This window comes from Streptomyces sp. CA-142005 (assembly GCF_050942335.1).
Taxonomy (GTDB): domain Bacteria; phylum Actinomycetota; class Actinomycetes; order Streptomycetales; family Streptomycetaceae; genus Streptomyces.
In genome coordinates, this window is record NZ_CP192078.1 from 7455986 (window position 1) to 7482498 (window position 26513).

General features: G+C 72.1%; 23 protein-coding genes and 2 pseudogenes. 8 read left to right on the forward strand and 17 right to left on the reverse strand.

Translation table 11 applies throughout. From position 1 onward, the window contains the following. Window positions 1–52: 52 nt before the first annotated feature. Window positions 53–1301 (forward strand): annotated as a pseudogene (gene mgt, locus ACQPXS_RS34670) (macrolide-inactivating glycosyltransferase). A 114-nt stretch (window positions 1302–1415) separates the two neighbouring features. On the opposite strand, the gene ACQPXS_RS34675 reads toward mgt, so the two are convergent. Beyond that, window positions 1416–3674: an MMPL family transporter gene (locus ACQPXS_RS34675; RefSeq protein WP_433453357.1), complete on the reverse strand. Its 2259-nt coding sequence runs from the start codon at window positions 3672–3674 to the stop codon at window positions 1416–1418. Window positions 3675–4098: 424 nt separating this feature from the next. Between ACQPXS_RS34675 and ACQPXS_RS34680 the strand changes: the two genes are divergently transcribed. Next, the gene (locus tag ACQPXS_RS34680; protein ID WP_433453359.1) at window positions 4099–4650 is read left to right on the forward strand and encodes a DUF1697 domain-containing protein; all 552 of its coding nucleotides are present in this window, start codon (window positions 4099–4101) and stop codon (window positions 4648–4650) included. On the opposite strand, the gene ACQPXS_RS34685 is transcribed toward ACQPXS_RS34680, so the two are convergent. Further along, complete coding sequence (locus tag ACQPXS_RS34685) at window positions 4616–5485, reverse strand: transglutaminase-like domain-containing protein (RefSeq protein ID WP_433453360.1); 870 nt, start codon at window positions 5483–5485, stop codon at window positions 4616–4618. The genes ACQPXS_RS34680 and ACQPXS_RS34685 overlap by 35 nt on opposite strands. Before the next feature lie 98 nt (window positions 5486–5583). Between ACQPXS_RS34685 and ACQPXS_RS34690 the strand changes: the two genes are divergently transcribed. The 4 genes from ACQPXS_RS34690 to ACQPXS_RS34705 all read left to right on the forward strand — a co-directional run bounded on the left by ACQPXS_RS34690 (window position 5584) and on the right by ACQPXS_RS34705 (window position 9253). After that, window positions 5584–6627 carry a ketopantoate reductase family protein gene (locus tag ACQPXS_RS34690; RefSeq protein ID WP_433453361.1) on the forward strand — a complete coding sequence of 348 codons (1044 nt, stop codon included), beginning with the start codon at window positions 5584–5586 and terminating at the stop codon, window positions 6625–6627. A gap of 108 nt (window positions 6628–6735) precedes the next feature. Beyond that, window positions 6736–7683 (forward strand): sigma-70 family RNA polymerase sigma factor, encoded by a 948-nt coding sequence (locus tag ACQPXS_RS34695; protein ID WP_433456071.1) that lies wholly within the window; start codon window positions 6736–6738, stop codon window positions 7681–7683. A gap of 55 nt (window positions 7684–7738) precedes the next feature. Next, window positions 7739–8374, forward strand: coding sequence for a mycothiol-dependent nitroreductase Rv2466c family protein (locus tag ACQPXS_RS34700; protein WP_433453363.1), 636 nt, complete (start codon window positions 7739–7741; stop codon window positions 8372–8374). A 570-nt stretch (window positions 8375–8944) separates the two neighbouring features. Continuing rightward, window positions 8945–9253, forward strand: a complete 309-nt coding sequence (locus ACQPXS_RS34705; protein WP_433453365.1) for a hypothetical protein — start codon at window positions 8945–8947, stop codon at window positions 9251–9253. A 31-nt stretch (window positions 9254–9284) separates the two neighbouring features. Here ACQPXS_RS34705 and ACQPXS_RS34710 read toward each other — a convergent pair whose 3' ends face one another. The 15 genes from ACQPXS_RS34710 to ACQPXS_RS34780 all read right to left on the reverse strand — a co-directional run bounded on the left by ACQPXS_RS34710 (window position 9285) and on the right by ACQPXS_RS34780 (window position 24253). Beyond that, on the reverse strand, window positions 9285–10022 hold the full coding sequence (locus ACQPXS_RS34710; protein ID WP_433453366.1) for a sirohydrochlorin chelatase: 738 nt from the start codon (window positions 10020–10022) through the stop codon (window positions 9285–9287). Window positions 10023–10030: 8 nt separating this feature from the next. Continuing rightward, a complete protein-coding gene (locus ACQPXS_RS34715) occupies window positions 10031–10915 on the reverse strand; it encodes an ABC transporter permease (RefSeq protein ID WP_356308932.1) in 885 nt (294 codons plus the stop codon). Next, on the reverse strand, window positions 10902–11705 hold the full coding sequence (locus tag ACQPXS_RS34720; protein ID WP_433453367.1) for an ABC transporter ATP-binding protein: 804 nt from the start codon (window positions 11703–11705) through the stop codon (window positions 10902–10904). Before ACQPXS_RS34720 ends, ACQPXS_RS34715 begins: the two co-directional genes overlap by 14 nt. A 12-nt stretch (window positions 11706–11717) precedes the next feature. Further along, entirely contained in the window at window positions 11718–12827 is a 1110-nt protein-coding gene (locus tag ACQPXS_RS34725) for an aliphatic sulfonate ABC transporter substrate-binding protein (RefSeq protein WP_433453369.1), read from the reverse strand. A gap of 235 nt (window positions 12828–13062) precedes the next feature. Next, window positions 13063–14397, reverse strand: a complete 1335-nt coding sequence (locus ACQPXS_RS34730) for a sulfate adenylyltransferase subunit 1 (RefSeq protein ID WP_365329110.1) — start codon at window positions 14395–14397, stop codon at window positions 13063–13065. A 2-nt stretch (window positions 14398–14399) separates the two neighbouring features. After that, the gene (gene cysD, locus ACQPXS_RS34735; RefSeq protein WP_351806552.1) at window positions 14400–15335 is read right to left on the reverse strand and encodes a sulfate adenylyltransferase subunit CysD; all 936 of its coding nucleotides are present in this window, start codon (window positions 15333–15335) and stop codon (window positions 14400–14402) included. Continuing rightward, entirely contained in the window at window positions 15332–15868 is a 537-nt protein-coding gene (gene cysC, locus ACQPXS_RS34740) for an adenylyl-sulfate kinase (RefSeq protein WP_351806550.1), read from the reverse strand. The genes cysD and cysC overlap by 4 nt, the downstream gene beginning before the upstream one ends. A gap of 26 nt (window positions 15869–15894) precedes the next feature. Then, window positions 15895–16605, reverse strand: a complete 711-nt coding sequence (locus ACQPXS_RS34745; protein WP_356308920.1) for a phosphoadenylyl-sulfate reductase — start codon at window positions 16603–16605, stop codon at window positions 15895–15897. Further along, window positions 16602–16781 carry a hypothetical protein gene (locus ACQPXS_RS34750; protein WP_356308917.1) on the reverse strand — a complete coding sequence of 60 codons (180 nt, stop codon included), beginning with the start codon at window positions 16779–16781 and terminating at the stop codon, window positions 16602–16604. Before ACQPXS_RS34750 ends, ACQPXS_RS34745 begins: the two co-directional genes overlap by 4 nt. After that, complete coding sequence (locus ACQPXS_RS34755; protein WP_390680974.1) at window positions 16778–18478, reverse strand: nitrite/sulfite reductase; 1701 nt, start codon at window positions 18476–18478, stop codon at window positions 16778–16780. Before ACQPXS_RS34755 ends, ACQPXS_RS34750 begins: the two co-directional genes overlap by 4 nt. Before the next feature lie 125 nt (window positions 18479–18603). After that, a complete protein-coding gene (locus ACQPXS_RS34760; protein WP_309486338.1) occupies window positions 18604–18687 on the reverse strand; it encodes a putative leader peptide in 84 nt (27 codons plus the stop codon). Between the two features lie 139 nt (window positions 18688–18826). After that, a complete protein-coding gene (locus ACQPXS_RS34765) occupies window positions 18827–19399 on the reverse strand; it encodes a GNAT family N-acetyltransferase (RefSeq protein WP_433453373.1) in 573 nt (190 codons plus the stop codon). A 67-nt stretch (window positions 19400–19466) separates the two neighbouring features. Then, the gene (locus ACQPXS_RS34770) at window positions 19467–20801 is read right to left on the reverse strand and encodes a hypothetical protein (RefSeq protein WP_433453375.1); all 1335 of its coding nucleotides are present in this window, start codon (window positions 20799–20801) and stop codon (window positions 19467–19469) included. Window positions 20802–20976: 175 nt separating this feature from the next. Then, the gene (locus ACQPXS_RS34775) at window positions 20977–22263 is read right to left on the reverse strand and encodes a GAF domain-containing protein (protein WP_433456073.1); all 1287 of its coding nucleotides are present in this window, start codon (window positions 22261–22263) and stop codon (window positions 20977–20979) included. A 352-nt stretch (window positions 22264–22615) separates the two neighbouring features. After that, window positions 22616–24253 (reverse strand): acyl-CoA dehydrogenase family protein, encoded by a 1638-nt coding sequence (locus ACQPXS_RS34780; protein WP_433453377.1) that lies wholly within the window; start codon window positions 24251–24253, stop codon window positions 22616–22618. 130 nt (window positions 24254–24383) lie between these two features. Here ACQPXS_RS34780 and ACQPXS_RS34785 point away from each other — a divergent pair, with 130 nt between their 5' ends. Next, on the forward strand, window positions 24384–25607 hold the full coding sequence (locus tag ACQPXS_RS34785) for a YihY/virulence factor BrkB family protein (RefSeq protein ID WP_433453378.1): 1224 nt from the start codon (window positions 24384–24386) through the stop codon (window positions 25605–25607). Between the two features lie 219 nt (window positions 25608–25826). Continuing rightward, a pseudogene (locus tag ACQPXS_RS34790) lies at window positions 25827–26344 on the forward strand (cupin domain-containing protein); the annotation flags it as partial. Window positions 26345–26513 lie beyond the last annotated feature (169 nt).

Genomic DNA, 26513 nt, shown 5'->3' on the forward strand with positions numbered 1-26513 from the left:
CAGGTCGGCCGGCCGCGCCCTGAACGCGGGCCGCCGCCAGGCCCGGCGGGAAATCACTTTGAACGAGACGTCTCGTCTCGTCTACCCTCGGCACCATGACCACGCCCGCCCATATCGCCATGTTCTCCATCGCCGCGCACGGCCATGTGAACCCCAGCCTGGAGGTGATCCGCGAACTCGTCGCCCGGGGCCACCGGGTGACGTACGCCATCCCGCCGGTGTTCGCCGAGAAGGTGGCCGCCACCGGCGCCCGGCCGGTGCCGTACACCTCCACGCTGCCCGGACCCGACGCCGACCCGGAGGCCTGGGGGACCACGCTGCTGGACAACGTGGAGCCGTTCCTCGCGGACGCGATCCAGGCGCTCCCGCAGCTCGTCGAGGCCTACGCGGGTGACGAACCCGACCTCGTGCTGCACGACATCGCCTCCTACCCGGCCCGCGTCCTCGCCCACCGCTGGGGCGTCCCGGCGGTCTCCCTCTCCCCGAACCTCGTCGCCTGGGAGGGCTACGAGGAGGAGGTGGCCGAGCCGATGTGGGCGGAGCCGAGGAAGACCCCGCGCGGGCAGGCGTACTACGCCCGGTTCGCGGCGTGGCTGGCGGAGAACGGGATCACCCAGGACCCGGACTCCTTCGCCGGCCGACCGGCCCGCTCGCTCGTCCTCATCCCCAAGGCGTTGCAGCCGCACGCCGACCGGGTCGACGAACGCGTCCACACCTTCGTCGGCGCGTGCCAGGGCGACCGCGGCGACCAGGGTGACTGGCAGCGGCCCGCCGGCGCCGGCAAGGTCGTGCTGGTGTCGCTGGGCTCGGCCTTCACCAAGCAGCCCGCGTTCTACCGCGAGTGCGTCCGCGCCTTCGCGGACCTGCCCGGCTGGCACCTGGTCCTGCAGGTCGGCCGCCATGTGGACCCCGCCGACCTGGGCCACGTACCGGAGAGCGTCGAAGTGCGCGACTGGGTGCCGCAGTTGGCGATCCTGAGGCAGGCCGACCTGTTCGTGACGCACGCCGGGGCGGGCGGCAGCCAGGAGGGGCTGGCCACGGCCACGCCGATGATCGCCGTACCGCAGGCCGTCGACCAGTTCGGCAACGCCGACATGCTCCAGTCCCTCGGCGTCGCCCGCCGGCTGGACACCGGGGAGGCCACCGCCGACCGCCTCCGCGAGACCGCGCTCGCCCTGGTGGACGACCCGGAGGTGGCGCGGCGCCTGAAGGACGTCCAGGCGGAGATGGCGCAGGAGGGCGGCACACGTGGGGCGGCGGACCTCATCGAGGCCGAACTGCCGGTCCGCGCAGGCAAGTAAGAGCTGCAGCGCCCCGAAAGGGGCGTGGGGAACCGCGCGACCGGTTCCCCACGCCCCGCACCCGCGCACGGTCTCAACCGCCCGGCGGGCGGGCACCCGCCACGACCCGCCGGATCAGACCGGCAGCCGCTCGTCCTCCTCCCGCACCGGCCCGGAGGCGACCGCGGCCGGCGTCTCGTCGTGCGTGAGGTCCGGCAGCCAGTGGAGCCACTTCGGCAGGTACCAGTTGCGCTCGCCGAGCAGGGCCATCACGGCCGGCAGCAGCACACCGCGGATGACGGTCGCGTCGATGAGGACCGCGGCGGCCAGGCCGACGCCCATCTGCTTCATGGACTGCATCGACAGCGTGCCGAAGATCGCGAACACGGCGACCATGATGACGGCGGCGCTGGTGACGACGCCGGCCGTGGTCACCACGCCGTGCCGGATCGCGTCCTTCGTCGTGCGGCCGTTCATACGGGCCTCGCGGATCCGGGACACCACGAACACGTGGTAGTCCATCGACAGCCCGAACAGGATCACGAACAGGAACAGCGGCAGCCAGGTGACGATCGCGCCGACCCCCTCCGCGCCCACCAGCGAGGCGCCCCAGCCGTGCTGGAAGACCGCGACGAGGATGCCGTACGCGGCGCCCACCGACAGCAGGTTGAGCACGATCGAGGTGATGGCCACGGTCAGCGAGCGGAAGGACAGCAGCATCAGCAGGAAGGCGAAGACGATCACGAACGCGAAGACCGGGACGACGGAGCCGAGCAACTGGTCGTTGAAGTCGTGGTTGCCGGCCACCTGCCCGGTGATCGGCGCCTGCACACCGGCCACCTTGCCGAGCGTGGCGGGCCGCACCTCGTCGCGCAGCTCGTCCAGGCTCTTGACCGCCCGGTCCATGTCGGAGCCGCCGACCAGCGGCACGGAGACCAGCGCGACGTTCTGCGCGTCGTGCACCCGGATGTCGACCGGGCCGCGCGAGGCGCCCGAGGAGATCGCCCGCTGCTTGAAGTCGGCCAGCGCCTGCCGTACCTCGGGCGCGTTGATGTCCTTGGCCTTGACGACGACCTGGGCCGGCTCACTGCCGCCGGGGAAGGCGTCGTTGACGCGGTTGTACGTCTGCACGATCGGCAGCGACTTCCCGAACTCCTGGTCCAGGGTGAGCTGCTGGGTGTTCATGCCGAGCGCGGGCGCGGCCACCGCCAGCAGGGCACCCGCCGCCACGACGACGGAGACCAGCGGCCTGGCCAGCACCCCGCGCAGGACGGTGGTCCAGACCCGGCTGCCCTCGTCCGCGGCCCGCTCACGGCTCCGGTTGCGGCGGCTCAGGAACGGGATCCTGCCCTTCTCCACCCGTTCGCCCAGCAGCGACAGCAGCGCCGGCAGGACGGTCACCGACCCGACCATGGCGACCGCGACCACCATCAGCGAGGCCAGACCCATCGCCTCGAACCCGGCGAGCCCGGTGAAGAGCATGCCGGCCATCGCGACGCACACCGTGACGCCGGAGACGATGACCGCCCGGCCGCTGGTGGCGGCGGCGATCCGCAACGCGGTGCCCGCGTCCTTCCCGGCCTGCCGTTCCTCGCGCTCGCGGCGCAGGTAGAACAGGCAGTAGTCGACACCGACGGCCAGACCGACCAGCAGCATCACGGAGTTGGCGGTGTCGCTCATCGGCTGCAGATGGCTGACGAGGCCCATCAGACCCATCGTCGCCATGATCGCGGTGATCGCGAGGGCCACCGGCAGCAGCGCCGCCACCAGCGCCCCGAAGGCGATCAGCAGGATGCCGAGGGCGACCGGCACCGCCGAGTACTCGGCCTGCTTGAAGTCGTCCCCGAAGGCGTCCTTGTACTGCTTCTGCATGCTGGCGCCGCCGATCTCCTCGATCCGCAGCGAGCCGTGCGCCTTCTGCACCCCGTCGACCGCGTTCAGCACCGGCTCGACCCGGTCGACGGCCGTCTTGGCGTCCCCGCGCATGTCGAACTGCACCAGCGCGCTGCGGCCGTCCCGGGAGATGGTGTGCGTGTCGTACGGCGAGGTCACGGCCGTGACCTTCCCGGTGCCCTCGACGGCCTTCACCACGTCGGCGACGGCGGCCCGGAACTCGGCGCCGGTCGCCGTGACGGAAGCATCCTTGGCCTGGATCAGGACGGTCTCGCCGGCCGGCTGCTTGATGCCCGAGTCGTCCATGATCTGGGCGGCGGTGTGCGTCTCGCCCTTGAGCTGGTTGTTCTCGTCGACGTCGACCCGGCCCGCCGCCGAGCCCAGCCCCATGGCCAGCACGACGAACAGCACCCATATGCCCACGGCCGCCCAGCGGTGCCGGGCGCTCCAGCCGCCGGCGCGGGCGGCCAGCCCCCGCACCGGCACGTCCCTGTTCCCCATCGCGGGTCTACCCCCTCGTGTGCGGTGGCGACCCCCTGTCGCCACGTCTGCGCTTGCTCCGGTACGACCGTATGAGCCAGGTAAACGCGTCTCGTCGTGCTGCCCGGTGAACTCGGCGACCCGCCGGTCAGCACTGGGGAGGACAGTGGCCCCTTACACCTATCCGTGCTTCTCGGGGGCGCGTCTCGGGGTTCTGGCAGTCTGTGCCGCCGGCCGGTCCCGCAGGCCGGCGGACATGGGCTGTCCGTTCTGCCGCCGGCGCGGCGGTTTGTGATTACGAAACCTTGTTGAACAAGTCACAGCTGCGTGTAGAGGTTGATCCGCCGCCCGGCGATCGGCGAGAGTTTCGCGCAGCCCCGCCCCGCGCGGGCCCGGCCGTCGTGCCCACCCCCACGGGGCACGACGGCCGTTCTACGCTGGCCGGGTGACGACCTACGCGGCGCTGTTGCGCGGAATCAACGTCGGCGGCAGCAGGAAGCTCCCGATGGCCGACCTCCGTACGCTGCTGACCGGCCTCGGCCACACCGGTGTGCGCACCCATCTGCAGAGCGGCCAGGCCGTGTTCTCCACCGGCCGCGGCGACGAGGAGTCGCTCGCGGCGGAGCTGAGCCGGGCGATCGAGGAGCGGTTCGGCTTCCCGGTCGACGTGATCGTGCGCGACCACGCCTATCTGAAGGCGGTCGCCGAGGCCTGCCCGTTCCCGGCCGCCGACCTGGAGCCCAGGCAGCTGCACATCACGTACTTCTCCGCCCCGGTCGCCCCGGACCGCTTCGCGGACATCGACCCCGCCGCCCACCTCCCCGAGGAGTTCCGCCTCGGCGACCGCTGCCTGTACCTGTACGCCCCCGAGGGCCTCGGCCGCTCCAAGCTCGCCGAGGTGCTGTCCCGCCGCCCTCGGACCAAGGGCCTGATCGCCACCAGCCGGAACTGGAACACGGTGGTCAAACTGGTCGAGCTGACCGTTCCGGGAGCGTGACGGACCGCCGCCCGAGGAAGGTCGTGTGCGCGACGATCTCCCGGGGTACGGCGAGCCTCGGGTCCGCGTGCAGACGGCGCTGCTCCTCGGCGGTGCCGGCGGCGGCCACCGTGTCCAGCAGCGCGAGTTCGTCCGAGGTCAGGGGGCGCTCCGCGTCCCATGGACCCCAGCCGTCCCAGGGGAGCGTCTCGGTGCCGGCCACACAGGCCAGGTCGAGGACCACGCTGTGGGCCACCATCGGCAGACCGCGCAGCTCCGGTACGTCCCAGACGCCGAAGGTGTCCGGGTCCGCCTCCCCGGCCCGGCAGGCCCGCCACGCCTGCCCGGCCACGATGAACTGGTCCCGGGGCACGTCCAGCGGGTCGAACGGCACGCCGTAGCGGTCGTCGTGGACCTGGGGGTCGGCCAGCCGCCAGGCGCCGCCGGGGAGTTGGTACTCGGTCACCCAGTGGTCGTCGTGGAAGCCGGCGACGAAGTAGGCGGCGTACCCGCCCCGGACGCGGGCCGGGGTGCCGGTGGCGCGCAGCAGGGAGCACAGCAGCAGCGCGTAGTCCCGGCAGGTGCCCACGAACCGCTGGTCGTACGGCCGTTCCTCGGTGAGCGGGCCGGACCCGCGCTCGCGCAGGATGCGCAGGATCTCCGTGACGTACCGGGACTCGGCGTCGTGGTGCAGCCGTTCCTCGGGGATGGCGCACCCGAAGCGCTCGCCCTCCAGCCGGTGCAGGATCAGCCCGCGCACCAGTGCGGTGAGCCGGCGCGGATCGCGGGGCAGGGCGCCGACGTCCAGGTCGCCCGGATCGCTGTACGGCGTCTGCCGCAGGTGGAAGTCGTCCATGCCCCGCACGCTGCGCCCTGCCCCAGGGGCAAGGTCAAGCGCCCGCCTTCCGGGGAATCGACGGGCAGGGCCACGCACGCGTGTGCGACGCTCTGCCCATGCGCTACATCATCATCGGGGCCGGAGCGGTCGGCGGGACCGTCGGCGGGCGGCTGGCCCAGGCCGGGCGCGAGTGCGTCCTCGTGGCACGCGGCAAGCATCTGGCGGCACTGGAGGAGCACGGGCTGCGACTGCGGGTACCGGAAGGGGAGTTCACGCACCGGCTGCCCGCCGTCGACGGGCCCGGCCCGCTCGGTGAACTGCGCGCCGACGACGTCCTCGTGCTCGCCGTGAAGACGCAGGACACCGTGGCCGCCCTCCAGAGCTGGGCCGACGTGCCCGTGGCCGGTGGGGGCACGGCGGCCGAGCGGCTGCCGCTGGTCCTGCTGCAGAACGGGGTCGAGAGCGGACGGCTCGCGCTGCGCCGCTTCCGTCATGTGTACGGCGTCTGCGTCTGGCTGCCATCGACCTTCGTGGAGCCCGGCGTGGTCTCCGCCGCCGGCCGTCCGCTCACCGGCGTCCTGCACCTCGGCCGGCTGCCGCACGGCACCGACGACACCGCCCACCGGATCGCCGCCGACCTGACGGACGCGCACTTCGAGGCGCCGGTCGTGCCCGACGTGGCCCGCTGGCAGTACGCCAAGCTGCTCGGCAACCTCGGCAACGCCCTGGAAGCGGTGAGCGGGCCCGTCGCGGATGCGGCCGCCGAGGCGCTGTACGCGCGCGTGCGGGCCGAGGGCGAGGCCGTGCTGGACGCGGCCGGCATCGCCTGGGCGAGCACCGAGGAGCAGCGCGCGGCCCGCGGCGACAAGGTCACCCTGGTGCCGCTGGACGGGGCCCCGCGCGGCGGCGGTTCCTCCTGGCAGTCCCTCGCCCGGGGCACCGGCACGATCGAGGCCGACTACCTCAACGGAGAGATCGCGCTCCTCGGCCGGCTGCACGGCGTGGCGGCCCCGCTGAACGAACTGCTCCAGCGGCTCGCCAACCGGTTCGCCCGGGAGCACCGGGCCGCCGGGTCGCTTCCGGTCGCGGAACTGGTGCGGACGGCCGACGCTGCCGAGGGTTCGGCGCCGACCGACTCCGTTGCGGCACAGGGCAGTTGATCTTCCGGCCGGTTCGGCGTTTCGTAGGACGTGGTCGGCGTTGTGGGGCGTCGACCGTACACACGAGGGGGCGGGGGAGCGGTGGACGAGTCCACGGACGGGACCCGGATGGACGGCGTCGGGGAGGACGCCGGGCGGCGGCTCGCGGAGCGGTTCGAGGCGGACCGGCCGCATCTCACGGCCGTGGCCCACCGGCTGCTCGGCTCGGCCGCCGAGGCCGACGACGCGCTGCAGGAGGCCTGGCTGCGGGCCCGGGGCGCCGACCTCGACGGGATACACAACCTCACCGGCTGGCTGACCACCGTGGTGACCCGGGTCTGCCTCAACCTGCTGCGCGCCCGCCGCAACCGGCGCGAGGAGTTCCTGGAGGCGTACGACAACTCCCACGGCACCCCGGCGGTCTCCGCCGAGGCCGACGACCCGGCCCGGGAGGCGCTGCTGGCCGACCAGGTCGGGGTCGCGCTGCTGGTCGTCCTCGACACCCTCGGCTCGGCCGAGCGGGTCGCCTTCGTGCTGCACGACATGTTCGCGGTGCCCTTCGAGGAGATCGCCCCGCTGATCGACAAGACCCCGGCCGCCACCCGGCAGCTCGCCAGCCGGGCCCGCCGCCGCGTCCAGGGCCGGCCGGCCGCGCCCGCCGCCGGCGCCGTACGCCGGCGCCGGGCCGTCGAGGCGTTCCTGGCCGCCACCCGCGGCGGAGACTTCACGGCCCTGGTCGCGCTGCTCGACCCGGACGTGGTGCTGCACGCCGACGCGCTGGTCGTACCCACACCCGAACCGATCACCGCGCGGGGCGCCGGGCCCGTCGCGAAGGGCGCGATGGCCGCCATGGCGCGCGCCCGGCTCACCGGACTCGCCCTGCTGGACGGCGAGTTCGGCCTGGTCATGACGGAACGGGGGCGCCCCCGCCTGGTCCTGGCCTTCGCCTTCGGCACGGACGGCCGGATCACCCGGATCGACGTCGTGGCGGAACCGGAACGCCTGCGCGCGACGGAGATCGCGGTGGCGGACCCGGGGCACACAGGAGGAGGTGACGCCGAAGGATTGGACCAGTGAACCGAGAGCGGATTGGACCGGGACACTGGACCAATACGGCACTAGCGTCGCAGCCATGACGTACCGCGACACCGCCACCGAGCCCACCCCGACCCGGATCGACTTCTACTTCGACCCGGCCTGCCCCTTCGCCTGGATCACCTCCCGCTGGCTGCTGGAGGTCGAGCGCCTGCGCCCACTGGACCTGCGGTTCCGGGTGATGAGCCTGTACCTGCACAACATCGGCAACGAACTCCCCGACTGGTACCGGGACCTGGTGGACCGCTCGATCGGCCCGGTGCGGGTCGCCGTGGCCGCCGCCGAACGGCACGGCGAGAAGGTGCTGCGCGACCTGTACACCGCGTTCGGCACCCGGATCCACGAAGGCCGGATCGAGGACTTCGACCGGGTGATCGCCGAGTCCCTGGCCGAACTCGGGCTGCCCGCCGACCTGTCGGCCGCCGCCCACGACCCGTCGTACGACGACGCGGTGCGCCGGAGTCACGAGGCGGGCGTCGAGCCGGAGACGGGCGGCTACGTGGGCACACCGACCCTGCACATCGACGGCACGGTGTGGTTCGGTCCCGTGCTGCGCGCCGTTCCGCGCGGCGAGGAGGCGTCCGAACTCTTCGACAGCTTCCGGGTGCTGGCCCGCCACCCCGACCTGTTCGAACTCAAGCGCACCCGCACCGGCGCCCTCCGCTTCGACTGACCGGGAGACGGACTGGCCGATAAACGTCGCTCGCGCGCGTCGAGCCGGTCGCTCGTGTGACACACGGGCCGTGACCGACGCAGAACGAAGAGCCGCCTCGGTCCGACGTCACAGGGGAGCGCCGGACCCCGGCGGCCCTCTACCACGAGCCCGCGGCCCAAGGCCAGCCCTCGCCGAACCTCGCGACAAACTCATCCCGTTCTCCCTAGGGTGAAGCGCGCAGACGGCTGGAAGGGGCGAGGGGCACCGATGAGCGTGACGGGCAGGAGACCGCGGGAACGGAACGCCCCGGCGACCGGGTGCCCCGGGGTACCCCTCCGGGCCCGGTCAAGGGGTGCCGGTCACCCGGATGGGTGGCGATTTTCGGCCTACTCGGCACCGTATCCGCGCGTCACCGCTCCCCGACCTGGTGCGGGGCGGCCCGCAGCCGCCGGGCGCCGGCACCAGGCGTCGGTAACGTCGGCCGCACCAGCACCTTCGGCAACCAGAGCCTGGTCGCCCGCGCCGAAGCAGCAGCCGTGGCCACCCCTACCCCCGAAGGCTCCTTCGGACCACAAGCGAGGACAGGACATGAGTACCTACCACTTCGGGAACGGGCCCATCGACTTCGCCCGTATCGACCCCAGGAACGGCGCACCCGACCTGGAAACCCTCATGGATGTGGCGGACCGGCTCACCGAGGCGCTGCGGGCCGAGTACCCGGGGATCGCCGGCAACGGGGAGGTCGTCCAGGCGGAGCTGGCCCTGTCCGCGGAGGACGGCCTGCCGCCCAACCGGGGCCGGATCCGCACCGCACTGGAGAACGTCGCCATCACGGCGGGCGCGGGCACGGCCAGCCTCACCTTCACCCAGCACCTCCTGCACGCGCTCGGCCTGTGACCCCCGGAACGCCGGGAAGGCCGGGGGGCGATCAGGCGCCCAGGGCCGTCAGCACCGGCCGGCGCGTCGAGTCGTAGCGCTTCAGCAGCACCCGCGCCACCTCCGGCGCGGGGCCCAGCACGTCCGCCAGTACGTCCGCCCCGGCCGCGCCCCGCGCGATGCGGTCCGGCAGAAAGCCGGGGGCCAGGACGTACGGCGCGACGGCGACCCGCTCGCACCCGAGGGCGCGCAGCTCGGCCACGGCGTCCTCGGTGCGGGGCAGGGATGCGGAGGCGAACGCAGGCCGCACGGCGCACCAGCCGGTGTGCCGCCACTCCCGCGCGATTTCTGCGATCACTGCGATCGCCTCCGGGTCGGTGGACCCCGCCGAGGCCAGTACGACCCCGGTCGAGGACTTGTCGGCGGGGCTCAACCCCGCCTCGTACAACCGTCGTTCCAGCGCCGACAGCAGCAGCGGCGACGGGCCCAGCACGTCCGCCTGCCGGATCCGCAGCCGGGCCGGCGCCTCCCGCAGCACGGCGGGGATGTCGGCCTTGGCGTGGAAGGCGCGGGTCAGCAGCAGCGGCAGGGCGACGACGTCCCGCACTTCCTCCGCCGCGAGGGACTCCAGCACGCCCTGCACGGAGGGCACGTTGAAGTCCAGGAAACCGGTCTCCACGCGCAGCCCCGGCCGCAGCGACCGCACCCGTTCCACCAGGGCGTGCACGGTCGCCGCGTGCCGTGGGTCGCGGCTGCCGTGGGCGATGACGAGGAGAACCGGACGGTGCATCGTGTGCCTCAGCCCTTCACCAGCAGGCCGCGGCTGCGCAGCACCCACCGCTCCAGCGGGCTGAAGATCAGCAGATCGATGGCGATGCCGACGAACAGGATCAGCAGGATGGCCTCGAACACCATGGCCATGTCGCTGGCCGTGCGGGCGTTCTCCAGCAGCTGGCCGAGGCCCGTCCCCAGGTCGGGGAAGTTGGCGATGATCTCCGCGGCCATCAGGGAGCGCCAGGAGAAGGCCCAGCCCTGCTTCATGCCGGCCACATAGCCGGGCAGCGCGGCCGGCAGGGTGACGTGCCAGGTGCCCTTCAGGCCCGTGGCGCCCATCGTGCGGCCCGCCCGCAGGAACAGCGGCGGCACCTGGTCCACGCCGGACACCAGACCGTTGGCGATGGACGGCACGGCGCCGAGCAGGATCACCGCGTACATCATCGAGTTGTTCAGGCCCAGCCAGATCACCGCGGGCGGCACCCACGCCACCGACGGCAGCGACTGCAGACCGGACAGGATCGGGCCGATGGCCGCGCGCACGAACCTCACCCGGGCTACCAGCAGGCCCAGGGGGGTGCCGATCAGCAGCGCGAAGCAGAAGCCGAGCAGACCACGCGAGACACTGGTCCAGATGTAGCCGAGCAGCTTGCCCTGCAGCCAGTCGTCGCGGAAGGCGTGCCAGACCGCGCCCGGTGTGGGCAGCTTGGTCGGATCGTCGACGATCTTCAGGGTGATCAGGCCCTGCCAGACCACCAGGACCACGACGATCGCGGTGACCGGCGGGACGATCTTGTCGACGAGGGTCTTGCGGAACGGCGTACGGCCCGGCTGCGCGGTCTCCAGCGCGTCGAGGCCCGCCTCCACGCTCCCCGTCTCGCGCGAGGTCGTCGTCTCAGTGCTGGCCATGGCGGCGGATCTCCCCACGTAGTACTTCGGTGATCTCCAGGGACAGTTCCGCCACGGGCGCGTCCTCGATGCGGCGCGGCTGCGGAATGTCGACCTCCCACTCCCGGGCCACCCGGCCCGGACGGGAGGACAGCAGCACGACACGCTGTGCGAGCCGTACCGCCTCGCGCACGTTGTGCGTCACGAACAGCACGGACAGCCCGGTCTCCGACCAGATGCGGGTCAGCTCGTCGTGCAGCACGTCCCGGGTGATGGCGTCCAGCGCGGCGAACGGCTCGTCCATCAGCAGCAGGCCGCTCTCCTGCGCCAGCGCGCGGGCCAGCGCCACCCGCTGCCGCATACCGCCCGACAGCTCGTGCACACGCTTGCCGTACGCGCCCTTCAGCCGGACGAGTTCGAGCAGCTCCTCGGCCTTGCCGCGCCGCTCGGGCTTGGGAACCCCCCTGAGCTTCAGGGCGAGTTCGATGTTCTTGCCCGCGGTCAGCCACGGGAACAGGGCGTGCTCCTGGAACATCAGGGCCGGGCGCCCGTCCGTGGTGATGGACCCGGCGGTGGGCCGGTCCAGGCCCGCCACCAGGTTCAGCAGGGTGGACTTGCCGCAGCCCGAGGCCCCCAGGAGGGTGACGAACTCGCCGGGCGCGACATCGAGGCTGATGTCGTCCAGGACGAGCTGCTGCCCGCCGGGTGTCGCGAAGGACTTCGAGACATGCTCGAGGCGTGCGGCGTACTCGACCGACTCGGCGGCCTTGGCGAGAGTCGTGGCCATGGTCGTCACCTCCTGGGAACTCATCGGGAAGGGGCGTCAGCTGGTGCCGAGACCGGCGGCGTCGACCGGGCTGTCACCGTCGGCCTTGAGGACCTTGTTGAGGATCGTCAGGTCGTAGATCCCCTTGAGGTTCGGCGCGTCCAGCAGGCCGGCCTTGACCGCGTGTGCCGCCTCGGTGTTCAGGGTGGAGGCCAGCGGGTCGTCGGTGAACTGGATGGACTTCCACGCCGGGTCCAGGACGTTCGCCGGCAGCTCCTTGCCGGAGTCGATGCCCAGCTGCTTGTTCGCCGCCGCCTTCGCCTGGTCCGGGTTGGCGTTGATCCACTTGTTGGCCTCGACCGCGGCCTTCAGCACCGCCTCGACCGCCTTCGGGTGCTCCTTCAGGAAGGCCTGCCGCACGATGATGTTCGTGATCACGAACTTCTTGTCCGGCCACAGCGTCGACTCGTCCAGCAGCACCTTGCCGCCCTCGGCGACCAGCTTGGACGCGGTCGGCTCCGGCACCCAGGCGCCGTCGACCGACCCGGCCTTGAAGGCGTCCGGGGTGACCTTGTTGTCGCTGCGGACGACCGTGACGTCACCCTTGCCGCTCTGCGCGTCGACCTTCCAGCCCTGCTCGGCCGCCCAGTTGAGGAACGCCACGTCCTGTGTGTTGCCCAGCTGAGGGGTGGCGATCTTCTTGCCCTTGACGTCCTTCAGGGACGAGATCTTCTTCGGGTTCACGACCAGCTTCACCCCGCCGGACGCCGAACCACCGATGATCTTCAGGCTCTTGCCGTTGGACTTGGTGTAGCCGTTGATCGCGGGGGAGGGGCCGATCCAGCCGATGTCGATGGAGCCGGAGTTGAGCGCCTCGATCTCCGACGGACCGGCGTTGAAGGTGGCGTAGTCCGCCTTGGTGGCGCCCAGCTCCTTCTGGAACAGGCCCCGCTCACGGCCGACCAGCGCGGTCGCGTGGGTCAGGTTGCCGAAGTAGCCGATCTTGACGGAGTCGAGCCCGTCGATCTTCTTGGCGCCGGCGGCGACCTTCGTGGTCTCGTCGTTCTTGGAGTCGGAGCCGTAACCGCAGGCGGCGAGCGTGAGCAGGGGAAGTGCGGCGAGCGCGGCTATGCCGCCTCGGAAAAGCTTCGAGCTGATGGCAGGCACGGGAGGGGTTCCTCTCGTTGGCCCGGCGGTCACGGTCTCTCAGGTCGTGGCCGGGAGATCGGCAAAGGGTCTTCGTCGCTTCCGGGACGTCGGGTGGGGGGTGTGGGCGCGCATGCGGTGCGCGTACGTCAGCGCACACATCGCGCCACCCCGCCCTGTCCGCTGCCGAGGGAGCCGCTGCCGATGCGGCCGCCCTCCTTCGCGAACGTCGAGTAGACGTCGGTCGTCCTCATGCTCAGAAGTCCCAGCCGTCGTCGTCGGACTCGTCCTTGACCGGCTCCGGGGAGGCGAACGACTCGCCGACCATGCCCGCGGTCAGCGTGGTGCCGTCGCTCGGGTCGATCAGGATGAACGAGCCGGTGCGCCGCGAGTCGGCGTAGGAGTCGACCGGCAGCGGCTCGGCGGTACGGATCTTCACCCGGCCGATGTCGTTGGCGACGAGCAGTCCGGGGTGCGGGTGCAGGGACAGGTCGTCGAGCGTGAGCCGGGACGGGATGTCCTTCACGATCGCCTTGACCGTGCGGGTGCCGTGCTTGAGCAGCACGCGGTGGCCGACGGTCAGCGGGGCGTCGGCGACATGGCAGACGGTCGCCTCCACGTCCTGGGTGGTGGCCGGCGCGTCCTTCGTCGGCACGATCAGGTCGCCGCGCGAGACGTCGATGTCGTCCTGGAGCAGCACCGTCACCGACTGCGTCGTCCACGCGACGTCCACCGGCTCGCCCAGCAGGTCGATGCCGGCGATCCGCGTCGTCCGCCCGGACGGCAGGACCGTGACCTCCTCGCCGACCCGGAAGGTGCCGGCCGCGATCTGGCCCGCGTAGCCCCGGTAGTCCGGGTGCTCGGCCGTCTGCGGCCGGATCACGTACTGCACGGGCAGCCGGGCGTGGCAGTGCGCCAGGTCGTGGCTCACGGGAACGGTTTCGAGGTGTTCCAGGACGGTCGGGCCGCCGTACCAGTCCATGTTGGCGGACGGGTCCACCACGTTGTCACCGGCGAGCGCCGAGATCGGGATCGCGGTGACCTCGGGCACGCCCAGCTCGGTCGCGTACGCCGTGAACTCCTCGGCGATCGCGGCGAACACCCTCTCCTCGTACCCGACGAGGTCCATCTTGTTGACCGCGAGGACGACGTGCGGGACCCGCAGCAGGGCCGCGATCGCCGCGTGCCGGCGGGTCTGCTCGACCACGCCGTTGCGGGCGTCGACCAGGATCACGGTCAGCTCGGCGGTGGAGGCGCCGGTGACCATGTTGCGGGTGTACTGCACATGGCCCGGGGTGTCGGCCAGGATGAACCGGCGCCGCGGGGTGGCGAAGTAGCGGTAGGCGACGTCGATGGTGATGCCCTGCTCCCGCTCGGCGCGCAGGCCGTCGGTGAGCAGCGCGAGGTCCGGGCCGTCCTGGCCGCGGCTCGCGGAGACCCGCTCCACGGCCTCCAGCTGGTCGGCGAGGACCGACTTGGAGTCGTGCAGCAGCCGTCCGACGAGCGTGGACTTGCCGTCGTCGACGGAGCCGGCGGTGGCGAACCGCAGCAGCGTGGTGGCCGAGAGCGCCTCGGTCGTGGTCGTGCTCATGCTTAGAAGTACCCCTCGCGCTTGCGGTCTTCCATCGCGGCCTCGGACAGCTTGTCGTCGGCGCGGGTCGCGCCCCGCTCGGTGAGCCGGGAGGCGGCGATCTCGGCGATCACGGCGTCCAGCGTGGTGGCGTCGGAGTCGACGGCGCCGGTGCAGGACATGTCACCGACGGTGCGGTAGCGGACCTGGCGCTTGACGACGGTCTCGCCGTCCTTCGGGCCGCCCCACTCGCCGGGGGTCAGCCACATGCCGCCGCGCTGGAACACCTCGCGCTCGTGCGCGAAGTAGATCTGCGGCAGCTCGATGCCCTCACGGGCGATGTACTGCCACACGTCGAGCTCGGTCCAGTTCGACAGCGGGAACACCCGGACGTGCTCGCCGGGGGCGTGCCGGCCGTTGTACAGGTTCCACAGCTCGGGGCGCTGGCGGCGCGGGTCCCACTGGGAGAACTCGTCGCGCAGCGAGAACACCCGCTCCTTGGCGCGGGCCTTCTCCTCGTCCCGGCGCCCGCCGCCGAACACCGCGTCGAACTTCTCGCTCTGGATCTTCTCCGTCAGCGGAAGCGTCTGCAGGGGGTTGCGGGTGCCGTCGGGACGTTCCTTCAGCACACCGCGGTCGATGTAGTCCTGGACGGAGGCCACGTGGAGCCGCAGCCCGTGCCGGGCCACCGTGCGGTCGCGGTACTCCAGCACCTCGGGGAAGTTGTGCCCGGTGTCCACGTGCAGCAGCGAGAACGGCACGGCCGCCGGTGCGAACGCCTTCAGCGCCAGGTGCAGCATGACGATCGAGTCCTTGCCGCCGGAGAAGAGGATCACCGGGTTCTCGAACTCGCCCGCCACCTCGCGGAAGATGTGCACCGCCTCGGACTCCAGCGCGTCCAGGTGCGACAGGGCGTACGGGCTGTCCGTGCCGTCCTCGACCTTGGCCACGGTCGTCATGCCAGTCCCCTCTCGCTCAGCAGGGCGTACACGCTCGCCGCGGACTCCTGCACGGTCTGGTGCTGCGACTCGATCCGCAGATCGGGCGTCTCGGGCTCCTCGTACGGGTCGTCGACACCCGTCAGCCCGGTCAGCTCGCCCGCGGCCTGCTTGGCGTACAGCCCCTTCACATCGCGCACGCTGCACACCTCGACCGGGGTCGCCACATGGATCTCCAGGTACGACGTCCCGTTCTCGGAGTGCCGCTTGCGCACCGCGTCCCGGCTGTCCGCGTACGGCGCGATCACCGGCACCAGCGCCTTGACGCCGTTGCGGGCGAGCAGTTCGGCGACGAAACCGATGCGCTGCACGTTGGTGTGCCGGTCCTCGCGGGAAAAGCCGAGGCCCGCCGAGATGAACTCCCGGATCTCGTCGCCGTCGAGCACCTCGACGCGGTGGCCCTCGGCGCGCAGCCGGCCGGCCAGCTCGTACGCGATGGTGGTCTTGCCGGCGCTCGGCAGACCCGTGAGCCAGACGGTGGCTCCGGTCGTCACGTGGTTCTCCTGAGTCGAGTCGTTGGTCATCCGTGCAGCCCGCACTCGGTCTTGGCGCGGCCCGCCCAGCGGCCGGCCCGCGCGTCCTCGCCCTCCAGGACCCGGCGGGTGCACGGGGCGCATCCGATGGAGGCGTAGCCGTCCATCAGCAACGGGTTGGTGAGCACGCCGTGCTCGGCGACGTAGGCGTCCACGTCGTCCTGCGTCCAGCGGGCGATCGGGGAGATCTTGACCTTCCGCCGCTTCTCGTCCCAGCCGACGACCGGTGTGTTCGCCCGGGTCGGGGACTCGTCGCGGCGCAGGCCGGTCGCCCACGCCTGGTAGCCCTTCAGCCCCTCTTCGAGCGGCTTGACCTTGCGCAGCGCGCAGCACAGGTCGGGGTCGCGGTCGTGCAGCCTCGGGCCGTACTCCGCGTCCTGCTCGGCGACCGTCTGCTTCGGCGTGAGGGTGATGACGTTGACGTCCATCACCGCCTCGACGGCGTCGCGGGTGCCGATGGTCTCCGGGAAGTGGTAGCCGGTGTCGAGGAAGACGACGTCCACGCCCTTCAGCACGCGCGAGGCGAGATGGGCGACCACGGCGTCCTCCATGGAGGAGGTGACGCAGAACTTCGTGCCGAAGGTGTCGACCGCCCACTGGAGGATCTCCAGGGCGGACGCGTCCTCCAGGTCCCGGCCCGCCTGCTCGGCGAGCGCCTTCAACTCCTCGGCCGTACGGTCTTGCTGAGCCGTCGTCATATCGGGTCCCCTCCGTTGTCGGCTCGCTGAAGGCCCCGGGCGAGCAGCCCGAGGAACTTCAGCTGGAAGGCGCGGTTGCACGCCGCGCATTCCCAGGCGCCGTGTCCCTGCTCGTGCGGACGCAGGTCCTCGTCGCCGCAGTAGGGGCAGTAGAACGGTGCGGCACGTTCGCTCACGACAGTGCCTCCTCGTCGGCGCGGGCGGCCCAGGCTGCGAACCGCTCGCCGTCCTCGCGTTCGGCCTGGAACCGCTTCAGGACCCGCTCGACGTAGTCGGGCAGCTCCTCCGCGGTGACCTTCAGCCCGCGCACCTTGCGGCCGAAGCCCGGCTCCAGGCCGAGCGCGCCGCCGAGGTGCACCTGGTAGCCCTCGACCTGCTCGCCCTTGTCGTTCAGGACCAGCTGGCCCTTGAGACCGATGTCCGCGACCTGGATGCGGGCGCAGGCGTTCGGGCAGCCGTTGAGGTTGATGGTGATCGGCTCGTCGAAGTCCGGCAGGCGGCGCTCCAGTTCGTCGATCAGGGACGAGCCGCGCTGCTTGGTCTCGACGATCGCGAGCTTGCAGAACTCGATGCCGGTGCAGGCCATGGTGCCGCGGCGGAAGGAGGACGGCCGGGCGGTGAGGTCCAGCGCCTCCAGGCCCTCGACCAGCGAGTCGACCCTGTCCTGCTCGACGTCGAGGACGATCATCTTCTGCTCGACGGTGGTGCGCACCCGGCCCGAGCCGTGCGCCTCCGCGAGGTCGGCGATCTTCGTGAGGGTGGCGCCGTCGACGCGGCCGACGCGCGGGGCGAAACCGACGTAGTAACGGCCGTCCTTCTGCCGGTGCACACCGATGTGGTCCCGCCACTGCTGCACGGGCTGCTCGGGGGCGGGCCCGTCGATCAGCCTGCGCCCTCCCAGGTACTCGTCCTCCAGTACCTGACGGAACTTCTCGGCGCCCCAGTCGGCGACGAGGAACTTCAGCCGGGCGCGGTTGCGCAGCCGGCGGTAGCCGTAGTCACGGAAGATGGAGATGACGCCCTCGTAGACGTCCGGGACCTCGTCGATCGGCACCCAGGCGCCCAGCCGCACGCCCAGCTTGGGGTTGGTGGACAGGCCGCCGCCCACCCACACGTCGAAGCCCGGGCCGTGCTCGGGGTGCCGTACGCCGACGAACGCCACGTCGTTGATCTCGTGCACCACGTCCAGCAGCGGCGAACCGGAGATGGCCGTCTTGAACTTGCGGGGGAGGTTCGAGTACGCCTTGTTGTTCAGGACGCGGCGCTTCATCTCCTCCAGCGCCGGCGTGCCGTCGATGATCTCGTCCTCGGCGATGCCCGCCACCGGGGACCCGATCATCACACGCGGGGTGTCGCCGCAGGCGGTGACGGTCGACAGGCCGACGCCCTCCAGCCGGTCCCAGATCTCGGGCACGTCCTCGATCCGGATCCAGTGGTACTGCACGTTCTGACGGTCGGTGATGTCCGCGGTGCCGCGCGCGAACTCCTGGGAGATCTCACCGATGACGCGCAGCTGCCGGGTGGTGAGCGCGCCGCCGTCGATGCGCACCCGCATCATGAAGTAGCGGTCGTCCAGCTCCTCCGGCTCCAGCACCGCCGTCTTGCCGCCGTCGATCCCGGGCTTGCGCTGGGTGTACAGCCCCCACCAGCGCATCCGGCCGCGCAGGTCGCTGGGGTCGATCGAGTCGAAACCGCGCTTGGAGTAGATCGTCTCAATGCGTGTCCGCACATTGAGACCGTCGTCGTCCTTCTTGACCTGCTCGTTGCCGTTGAGCGGGGTGAAGTGGCCCACCGCCCACTGACCCTCACCACGGTGACGGCTCACCTTGCGGCGGGGCGCGGAGGCGGCGGGGTTCGGCGGAGTGGCGGCCATGGTTCTACGTCCTTCGGGACCGGTGGGAATCGACTCTGACCTGCGCGGACGCGCGCACGCGGGCAGGCGTGCGCGTCCTTGCGCAAGGAAAAATCAGGAGGGGGTTCGCGACGGTGCTGGGGCGGTCAGCTCGCCGGACAGATGGCGCTGGACATGCGGCCGAGGTCGACGTGCCGCCGACTCACCAAGGCAATTCCAGTTCCAGACATGACGGAAGCGTGTCACGGCGATCTGGACACAGTCCAGCTTTATCCATCATGCGGACACCCTTGTCCCGGAATGTGGGACAAGGGTGTCGTCGCTCACATGACCTGCGGGAAGGCTTGTCCCGGCAGGTCAGGCGGGGTATCAGGCCGGGTGTGCGCCGGGCCAGGGCCCCGGCGTCGGCGCATCCGGCTCCAGCTCGACCTTGGTGTCGAACAGTTGGAAGCCGCGCCGCTGGTAGTTGGCCATGGCGAACTCGCCGTCCTTGCTGCACGTGTGCAGCCACACCCGCTTCGTCGGCGCCCGCTCGGGCCACCGCTCGGCCAGGTCCCAGGCGCGCGCCGTGCCGTACGACAGCAGATGGCCGCCGATGCGCCGGCCGCGGAAGGCGGGGATCAGCCCGAAGTAGGCGATCTCGACCACGCCCTCGCCCTGCGGGTCCAACTCGACATAGCCGGCCGGGGTGCCCCGGTCGTAGGCCACCCAGGTCTCCACCCCGGGCCGCTCCAGATGCTCCTGCCACCGGGCGTACGTCCAGCCCAGCCGGTCGGTCCAGCGGATGTCGCCGCCGACCGAGGCGTACAGGAAGCGGCTGAACTCGGGGGAGGGGACCTCGGCGCGGACGACCCGTACCTCGCCCTCCGGCGCGGCGGCGGGCAGGAGGTCGGCCGGCGAGGTCTGCTCGAGGGACCAGGTGGTGACAGGGACGCTGCTCATGCGGGCCAGGGAATCATCCCGCCGCCCGGTCTGTCGATCGACCGGGTCACGCCGCAGACGGCGGGGGTCACCCCAGGGACGTGTCCAGCTCCGCCAAAGGCAGGGAGAACAGCATCCGGTCCGACAGCGACCACACCTCGCCCGTCGCCTGCCAGTAGGACAGGGAGCCAGCCGCCTCGGCCCAGCAGCGGTGGGAGCCGTCCGCGCCGCAGTGTGCCCCCTTCGCCCCGCCGACGTCCTGCCGCCACAGCCCGCCGTGCCCGTCCCGTGAGCCGGGCAGGCGTCCCACATACCAGGACGTGTCCTCCGCGCCCGGCGGCTGGTACGACAGCACGCCCCGGATCCCGGCCGCGCGGGTCCGGTACTCCTCCGACGGCGCCACCCGTCCCGCGGCGTCCGTGGCGAGCAGCCCCCCGCGTTCCGGGGACGTGCTGAACGCGTACCGCCACAGCCGGGCGTTCCGCGCGCCGTCCGGCTCGGTCCACTCCGCGGCGACCAGACTGTCCGGCATGGTGCCCCGGTCCAGGGCGAGCGCGCCGGGACAGGGCGGCCCCGAGCGGCCGCAGCGGCCCCCGGCGAAGCGGTACGAGCCGATCGCGGGCATCACATAGCGGTAGCCGTCGGCCGACCAGCCGCCGGGCACCCGGCCGATCGCGGGCCCGTCGACGTCGACGCGCTGGATCCGGTCGAGGTCGTAGACGTACAGCGCGTCGGCGCTGCCGGTCCTGGCGGTGACCAGCAGCTTGTCCTGGTACCAGACCATCCCGGAGATCCCGGAGGCCAGCCCCCGGTAGTCACGGCCGCCGTCGACCGGCACCACCAGCAGCACCCAGCGGTAGGAGAGGCGGGCGGGGACGTCGGCGTTCACGAACGCGACCCTGGCCAGCCCCCGCTCGGCGGCCCGCCCGGTGGAGGTGCTGTGGGTCCAGCCGGCGAGCACCACCCGGTGGGTGCCCCAGACGCCGTCGTCGTCGGCGTCCCCGGAGGTGGTCACCGACGCCGGGCGCCAGGCGGTGGAGGCGGAGTCGGCCGCGTCCCAGCAGTAGGCGCGCGTGGCGGTCGGGGTGACGGGCAGGGAGGCGCGGTCGGCGGAGGAACAGCCGGCGGAGGCGCGCATTCCGCGGTCGGCGCTCGCCAGCACGGCGTCCACGCCGACGGGCCGGCCCATCGCGGCGGAGAGCCGGTCCAGCGTGCGGGCGGGGAACAGCCGCTCCTGGAGCCGCAGCCGGCCGGTGTCCGTGGGGGAGGAGAGTGGCTTGAGCGCGCCGGGGCTGTCGGTGACGTCCGCCTGGGACGCGCTGATCAGGGTGGCGGCCGCGGTGAGCGCCAGCGCGGCCCCGGTCAGGACCGCGCGCAGTGCAGCGCCCCGCCTGCGCCGGCGGTGTCTGCCGCGATGCTTCATCTCGTCCCCTTCTCCAGGGCCCCTTCGCCGCCGGGGTGCGCCGCCCGGTGACGGGCCAACTGCGTCTCATGATCCGTACGTTGACGCGAGAAGCGGCTGGGGAGGCCCTCAAGGGATGCTACGGCAGCAACGGCCCGCGCAGGGCGAAGACCCCGCAAATATGCGGAAGACACACTCACCGGTCCGCGGGCCCGCCGGACGGCCCGGCCGCCCGCCTCCGCGTGATCGCCGGCGCCGTCGAGTAAGGCAGCAGGTCACGGGGGTCGTCGGGGAGGAGCACCTCGAACTCCGCGTCCTCGCGGAAACGATACGGCCGATGCTGCAGAAGTTCCCCGCAGTACCTCCGGATCCGGGACATCTCCGCCCGCACCGTCACCGTGCGTGAGGCATCCCCGAACAGATCCTCGGCCAGGGCCGCCGCCCCGCGGCCGGCCCGGTGCACGGCGAGCAGATACAGCAACTCGGCATGCCGCGGACTGAGTTCACGCGACCAGGACCCCGCCGCACCGGACACCGTGAGCGTACTGCGTCCCGGCCTGGCCAGGTCCAGCGCGATCCGCGGAGCCGTGCCGACCGGTTCCTCGGCCGCCCGCAGCAGCCAGCCCCCGGCCAGCGGCTCCACCGCGCACAGACCCAGCGCCGGCAGCCACCGGCACCCCGGCGCGAGCGACTTGGGCAGTGCGACGCGCCGGACGTACGGCATCCCGGACACCGCCGCCGACCAGCCGTCCCGGTCCACCACCAGCGCCCGCCCGTCCAGCCGGGCCAGCACCGGTGCCGCCACCGACCGCAGCCCCTCCAATGAGTCCCGGTGCAGCTCCCGCAGCCGGGCCTCGGCCAGCTTGGCCACCGAGTCCACCCAGGCGAGGGTCGCCGGATGCATGGTCTCCAGCGGGCCGCTGACGTCCACCACACCGATCAGCCGGCCGTCCCTGGGATCGGTGATCGGTGCGCCGGTACAGGTCCAGGAGGCGTGCGAGCGGACGAAGTGCTCGGCTGCGAAGACCTGTACGGGCCGTCGCACGACCGCCGGTGTGCCCACCCCGTTGGTGCCGACGACGTCTTCCCGCCAGTCCGCGCCGAGTTCGAAGCCCAGGCCGTCCGCCTTGCGCAGCACCGGCGAGGCCCCCTCCCGCCACAGCACCCGCCCGTCGGCGTCCGCGACGACCATGATGTGCTGGGCCACGTCGGCGACCGAAAGCAGTCCCTGCCGCAGCACCGGCAGCACATGCCTGAGCGGTGACTCCTCGCGCCGGCGCAGCACTTCGTCGGAGGGCAGCAGCCCGGATCTGAAGTCGTGGTCGGGATCGACACCGCTGCGCAGCATCCGTCCCCAGGACTGCTCGATCACCGGCCGGGGCGCGACTCTCGCCCGCTGACCGGCCAGGGTGGCGTCACGTACCTCGCTCAGCAGTCGCGCCGCCTGTGCCGCGTCCACGGCGGCCAAGCGCGCCACGTTCATCGGCGGGTTCACCACGGGGGCCTCCCGGATTAGGGCTCGAACATGGTTGTCAAGCCGTCCTGGCGGCGGTTTCCGGTCCGGCTGTACCTCTCATACTGCCGCTCCGGGCAGGCCGGAGGCACACACTCCGCGCACGTGCCCCCACAAGTTGCAACCCCCTGCAACCCTGGTGGACCGTCGGAGGGTGGCCGAGACTTGACCCCGGCGCGGTATCTCGCGTCCGCGGGCTTCAACGGGCCCATGGGGTGGGGGTGGTGCCGTGTCGGCGCAGCACCACCCCCACCGGGGGTTCGGCCGGGTTCGCGGGAGAAGGTGCGTGACGGCTGTGCGTTGACGGATGAGGCCGCGTGTTTCAGAGCGCCGGGCGGGCCCGTTCGACGATCGACGCCCAGTCCAGGCCCGTCGGCAGGGTGCCGAACGACGCTCCGTGGTCCCCGCCCAGACGGGAGGCGCAGAAGGCGTCCGCCACCTCCGGGGGTGCGTGCCGCACCAGGAGCGAACCCTGGAGCACCAGTGCGAGGCGTTCCACGACCCGCCGGGCCCGGCCCTCGACGGCCTCCAGGTCGGCGAGTTCGGTGAAGAGGTCCTTCACGGCTCGGTCGAGACGGTGGTCGGCGCCGTGTGAGCGGCCGATCTCGGTCAGGCAGGCGTCGAGCGCGCCCGGCTCCCGTCGCAGCGCCCGGAGCACGTCCAGCGCCTGAACGTTTCCGGCGCCCTCCCAGATCGAGTTCAGCGGTGACTCCCGTACCAGCCGGGGCAGGCCCGACTCCTCGACGTAACCGTTGCCGCCCAGGCACTCCGCGGCCTCGACCGCAACGGGCGCACAGCGCTTGCTGATCCAGTACTTGGCGGCCGGTACCGCCAGCCGCAGAAGGGCGCGCTCCTGGTCGCCGCCGTCGTCGTAGGCGGCAGCCAGTCTGAGCGTGAGCGCGGTCGCCGCCTCCGACTCCAGCGCGAGGTCGGCGAGGACGTTCCGCATCAGCGGCTTGTCGATCAGCTTCCCGCCGAACGCCTCGCGGTGGGCGCAGTGGTGGACCGCCTGCGCCACCGCCTGCCGCATCAGTCCCGCCGAGCCGAGCGCGCAGTCCAGCCGGGTCGCCGCGACCATCTCGATGATCGTCCGCACCCCCCGCCCCTCCTCGCCGACCCGGCGCGCCCAGGTGCCGGCGAACTCCACCTCGGCCGAGGCGTTGGACCGGTTGCCCAGCTTGTCCTTCAGCCGCTGGATGAGGAAGACGTTGCGGGCGCCGTCCGGCAGGACGCGCGGCACCAGGAAACAGGTGAGGCCTTCCGGGGCCTGCGCCAGCACCAGGAAGGCGTCCGACATGGGAGCCGAGCAGAACCACTTGTGCCCGGTCAGTTCGTACGCGCCCGCCTCCGCGAGCGGCCGGGCCTCGGTGGTGTTCGCGCGGACGTCGCTGCCGCCCTGCTTCTCCGTCATGCCCATGCCGAACAGCACGCCGGCCTTGTCCACGGCGGGCCGCAGCTCGCGGTCGTAGACCGTGGACGTCAGCCGCGGCTCCCACTCGGCGGCGAGCACGGGGTCGGTCCGCAGCGCCGGCACCGCCGCGTGCGTCATCGACAGCGGGCAGCAGTTGCCCGCCTCGACCTGCGTCCAGACCAGGAAGCCGGCGGCCCGGCGGACGTGCCCGGACGGCCGGGTCCAGGCGCCGGTCAGGCCCGCCGACACCCCCTTGCCGAGCAGCCGGTGCCAGGCCGGGTGGAAGTCGACCTCGTCGATCCGGTGGCCGTAGCGGTCGTGGGTGCGCAGCCGGGGCGGGTGCTCGTTCGCCTGCATCCCCCACTCCTGCAGCTGCGCCGAACCCGCGGCGCGGCCCAGCGCGGACAGCTCCGACCGGACCTCGTCGAGCACGTCCGGACCGGTGTGCCGCTCGACGGCCGCCACGAGGGCCCGGTCGGCGGTGAAGACGTCGTAGCCGACCAGGGGAGGCGGCTGGTTCGTCACGGTGTGGGTGGAGGTGCCTGCCATGATTGCGAACCTACCGGGACAGCGATGGTGGTGGCCTCCAGAGTGGCACAGCGGCCCCGCCGGGCGCGCCGGATCCGCTCACCCGGCCCGGAAGGTGAGGGCGGTCCGGTGCTGCGGATACCTTTGGGTCGTGCAGCCAGCAAGTGAACCCCCCGAGCGGCCCGCCGGTCGCCTCCACCGGGCCAGAGCCCTCTACCGGAACGTCTCCAAGCGCAGGACGGCCTGGCTGCTGCTCAAGGACACCGTCAACTCCTGCATGGAGTACCGCATCCTGGGCCTGGCGGCCGAGGCGGCGTTCTTCACGCTGCTGTCGGTGCCGCCGCTGCTGCTCTGCCTCATCGGGCTGCTCGCCTACGTCGACACCTGGACCGGCGCCCACACCATCAGCAGCCTCGAGACCAACATCCTCGAGGCCTCGCGGACGGTCCTGTCCGACAAGGGTGTGAAGGAGATCACCGAACCGATCCTGCACGACGTGATGAAGGGCCGCCCCGACATCATCTCCATCGGTTTCCTCTTCGCCCTGTGGTCCGGCTCCCGCGCGGTGAACGTCTTCATCGACACCATCACCGTCATGTACGGCCTCGACGGCGTCCGGGGCATCGTCAAGACCCGGGTGATGTCGTTCCTGCTGTTCATCGTGGCGCTGCTGATCGGGTCGGTGGCCCTGCCGCTGATGGTGGCGGGCCCCGACGCGGTGGTGCGGGTGGTGCCCTGGTCGGAGACGGTGGTGCAGGTCCTGTACTGGCCGGTCGTCATCGTGCTGTCCATCGCCTTCCTGACGACCCTGTACCACGTGTCCGTGCCGGTCCGCTCCCCGTGGATCGAGGACGTCCCCGGCGCCCTCGTCGCCCTGGCCATGTGGGTCCTCGGCAGTTTCCTGCTGCGGATCTACCTCGTGCACACCATCGAGGGCGCCACCATCTACGGCTCCCTCGCCGCCTCCGTCGCCGTGCTCCTGTGGATCGGTGTGTCGGCCTTCGCCGTGCTCGTCGGCGCGGCCGTGAACGCCGCCATCGACCGGGTCTGGCCGGCCGCCGCCACGGCCGCCGCCCGCGCCGCGAACGAGCGGATCCGCGAGGCTCAGGTCGCCGAGTACGTCGCCCGGGCCGCGGCGGCCCGCGATTCCGACCCCGACGACCCCGACATGCCCTCCGAGTTCCCCGAGCGCTGGTCCCGCTTCCTGCCCCCGGAGGACGTCACGGCCCGCCTGCGCACCCACACCAAGCACCCCCACCACGCGCACAAGGCGAACAGCCGGCCTTCGCACGAGGCCGACGGGGGCGACGGCGTCGGCGGGGTGAACGGGGCCAACGGGAACGGGGACGCGGACGAGGGGCCGGCACGGCAGTAGAGGTGGCCGGGGGCCCGTGGGGCGCACCGGCCGGACCTCACCCGTACCGGCCGCACAGCGCACCGCCCGCCGGCGTCAGGCCTTCCACGCCCCGGCTGCCGCCGCCTCCCGGGCGAAGTCCACGACGTCGCGCGGCGCCCGGCCCAGCACCCGCCGTACACCGTCCGAGACGTGCTCGTTCCGCCCGTCGAGCGAGTGGCGGACGAGGCGCCGCTGACCGTGATGCTCATGGCGCGCGGCTCGGCCTGGATCACCCCGGACTGCGACGGCGTGCCGGTGCGGCTCGGCCCCGGGGACTTCGCGATCACGCGCGGCCCGGACCCGTACACCTGCGGCGACGAGTGCCGCTACCCCGACGGCACCTCGCTGAACGGCTCCATGGACCCGGCGTGCGCACCCGGGGCGACCGCCCCGACGCCGGCACGATCATGCTGATCGGCACCTGCCTGATGCGCGGCGAGATCAGCGGACGACTGCTCGACGCCCTGCCGCCCCTGCCGACCCTCCCCGCCGACGTGTGGGCCTGCCCGCTCACGCCCCTGCCGGCCGAGGAGATCGTCCGCGACGAACCCGGCCAGGACGTCGTCCTGGACCGCCTGCTGGACCTGCTGCTCATCAGCGCCCTGCGAGCCTGGTTCTCCCGCCCGGAGACGGCGGCCCCCGCCTGGTACTCGTCGGCGAAGCGGCGGGCCCTCGACACCATCGCCCACCCGTTCGGCTACGGCAGCGCCTTCGCCCTCTCCCCTCTCCACCCGGTGAGTGAAGCCGCTGTCCACCTGCTTTCCACCCGGCCCTCCACCCGTGCGCCGATCCGCCCGGCACCGCCTCGCATCTAGCGTTTTCCCTCAGCGGGGCAGGCAGGCCAGGCGCCGCAAGGCGACCGGGCGGAGGCACAGCGCCGGACAA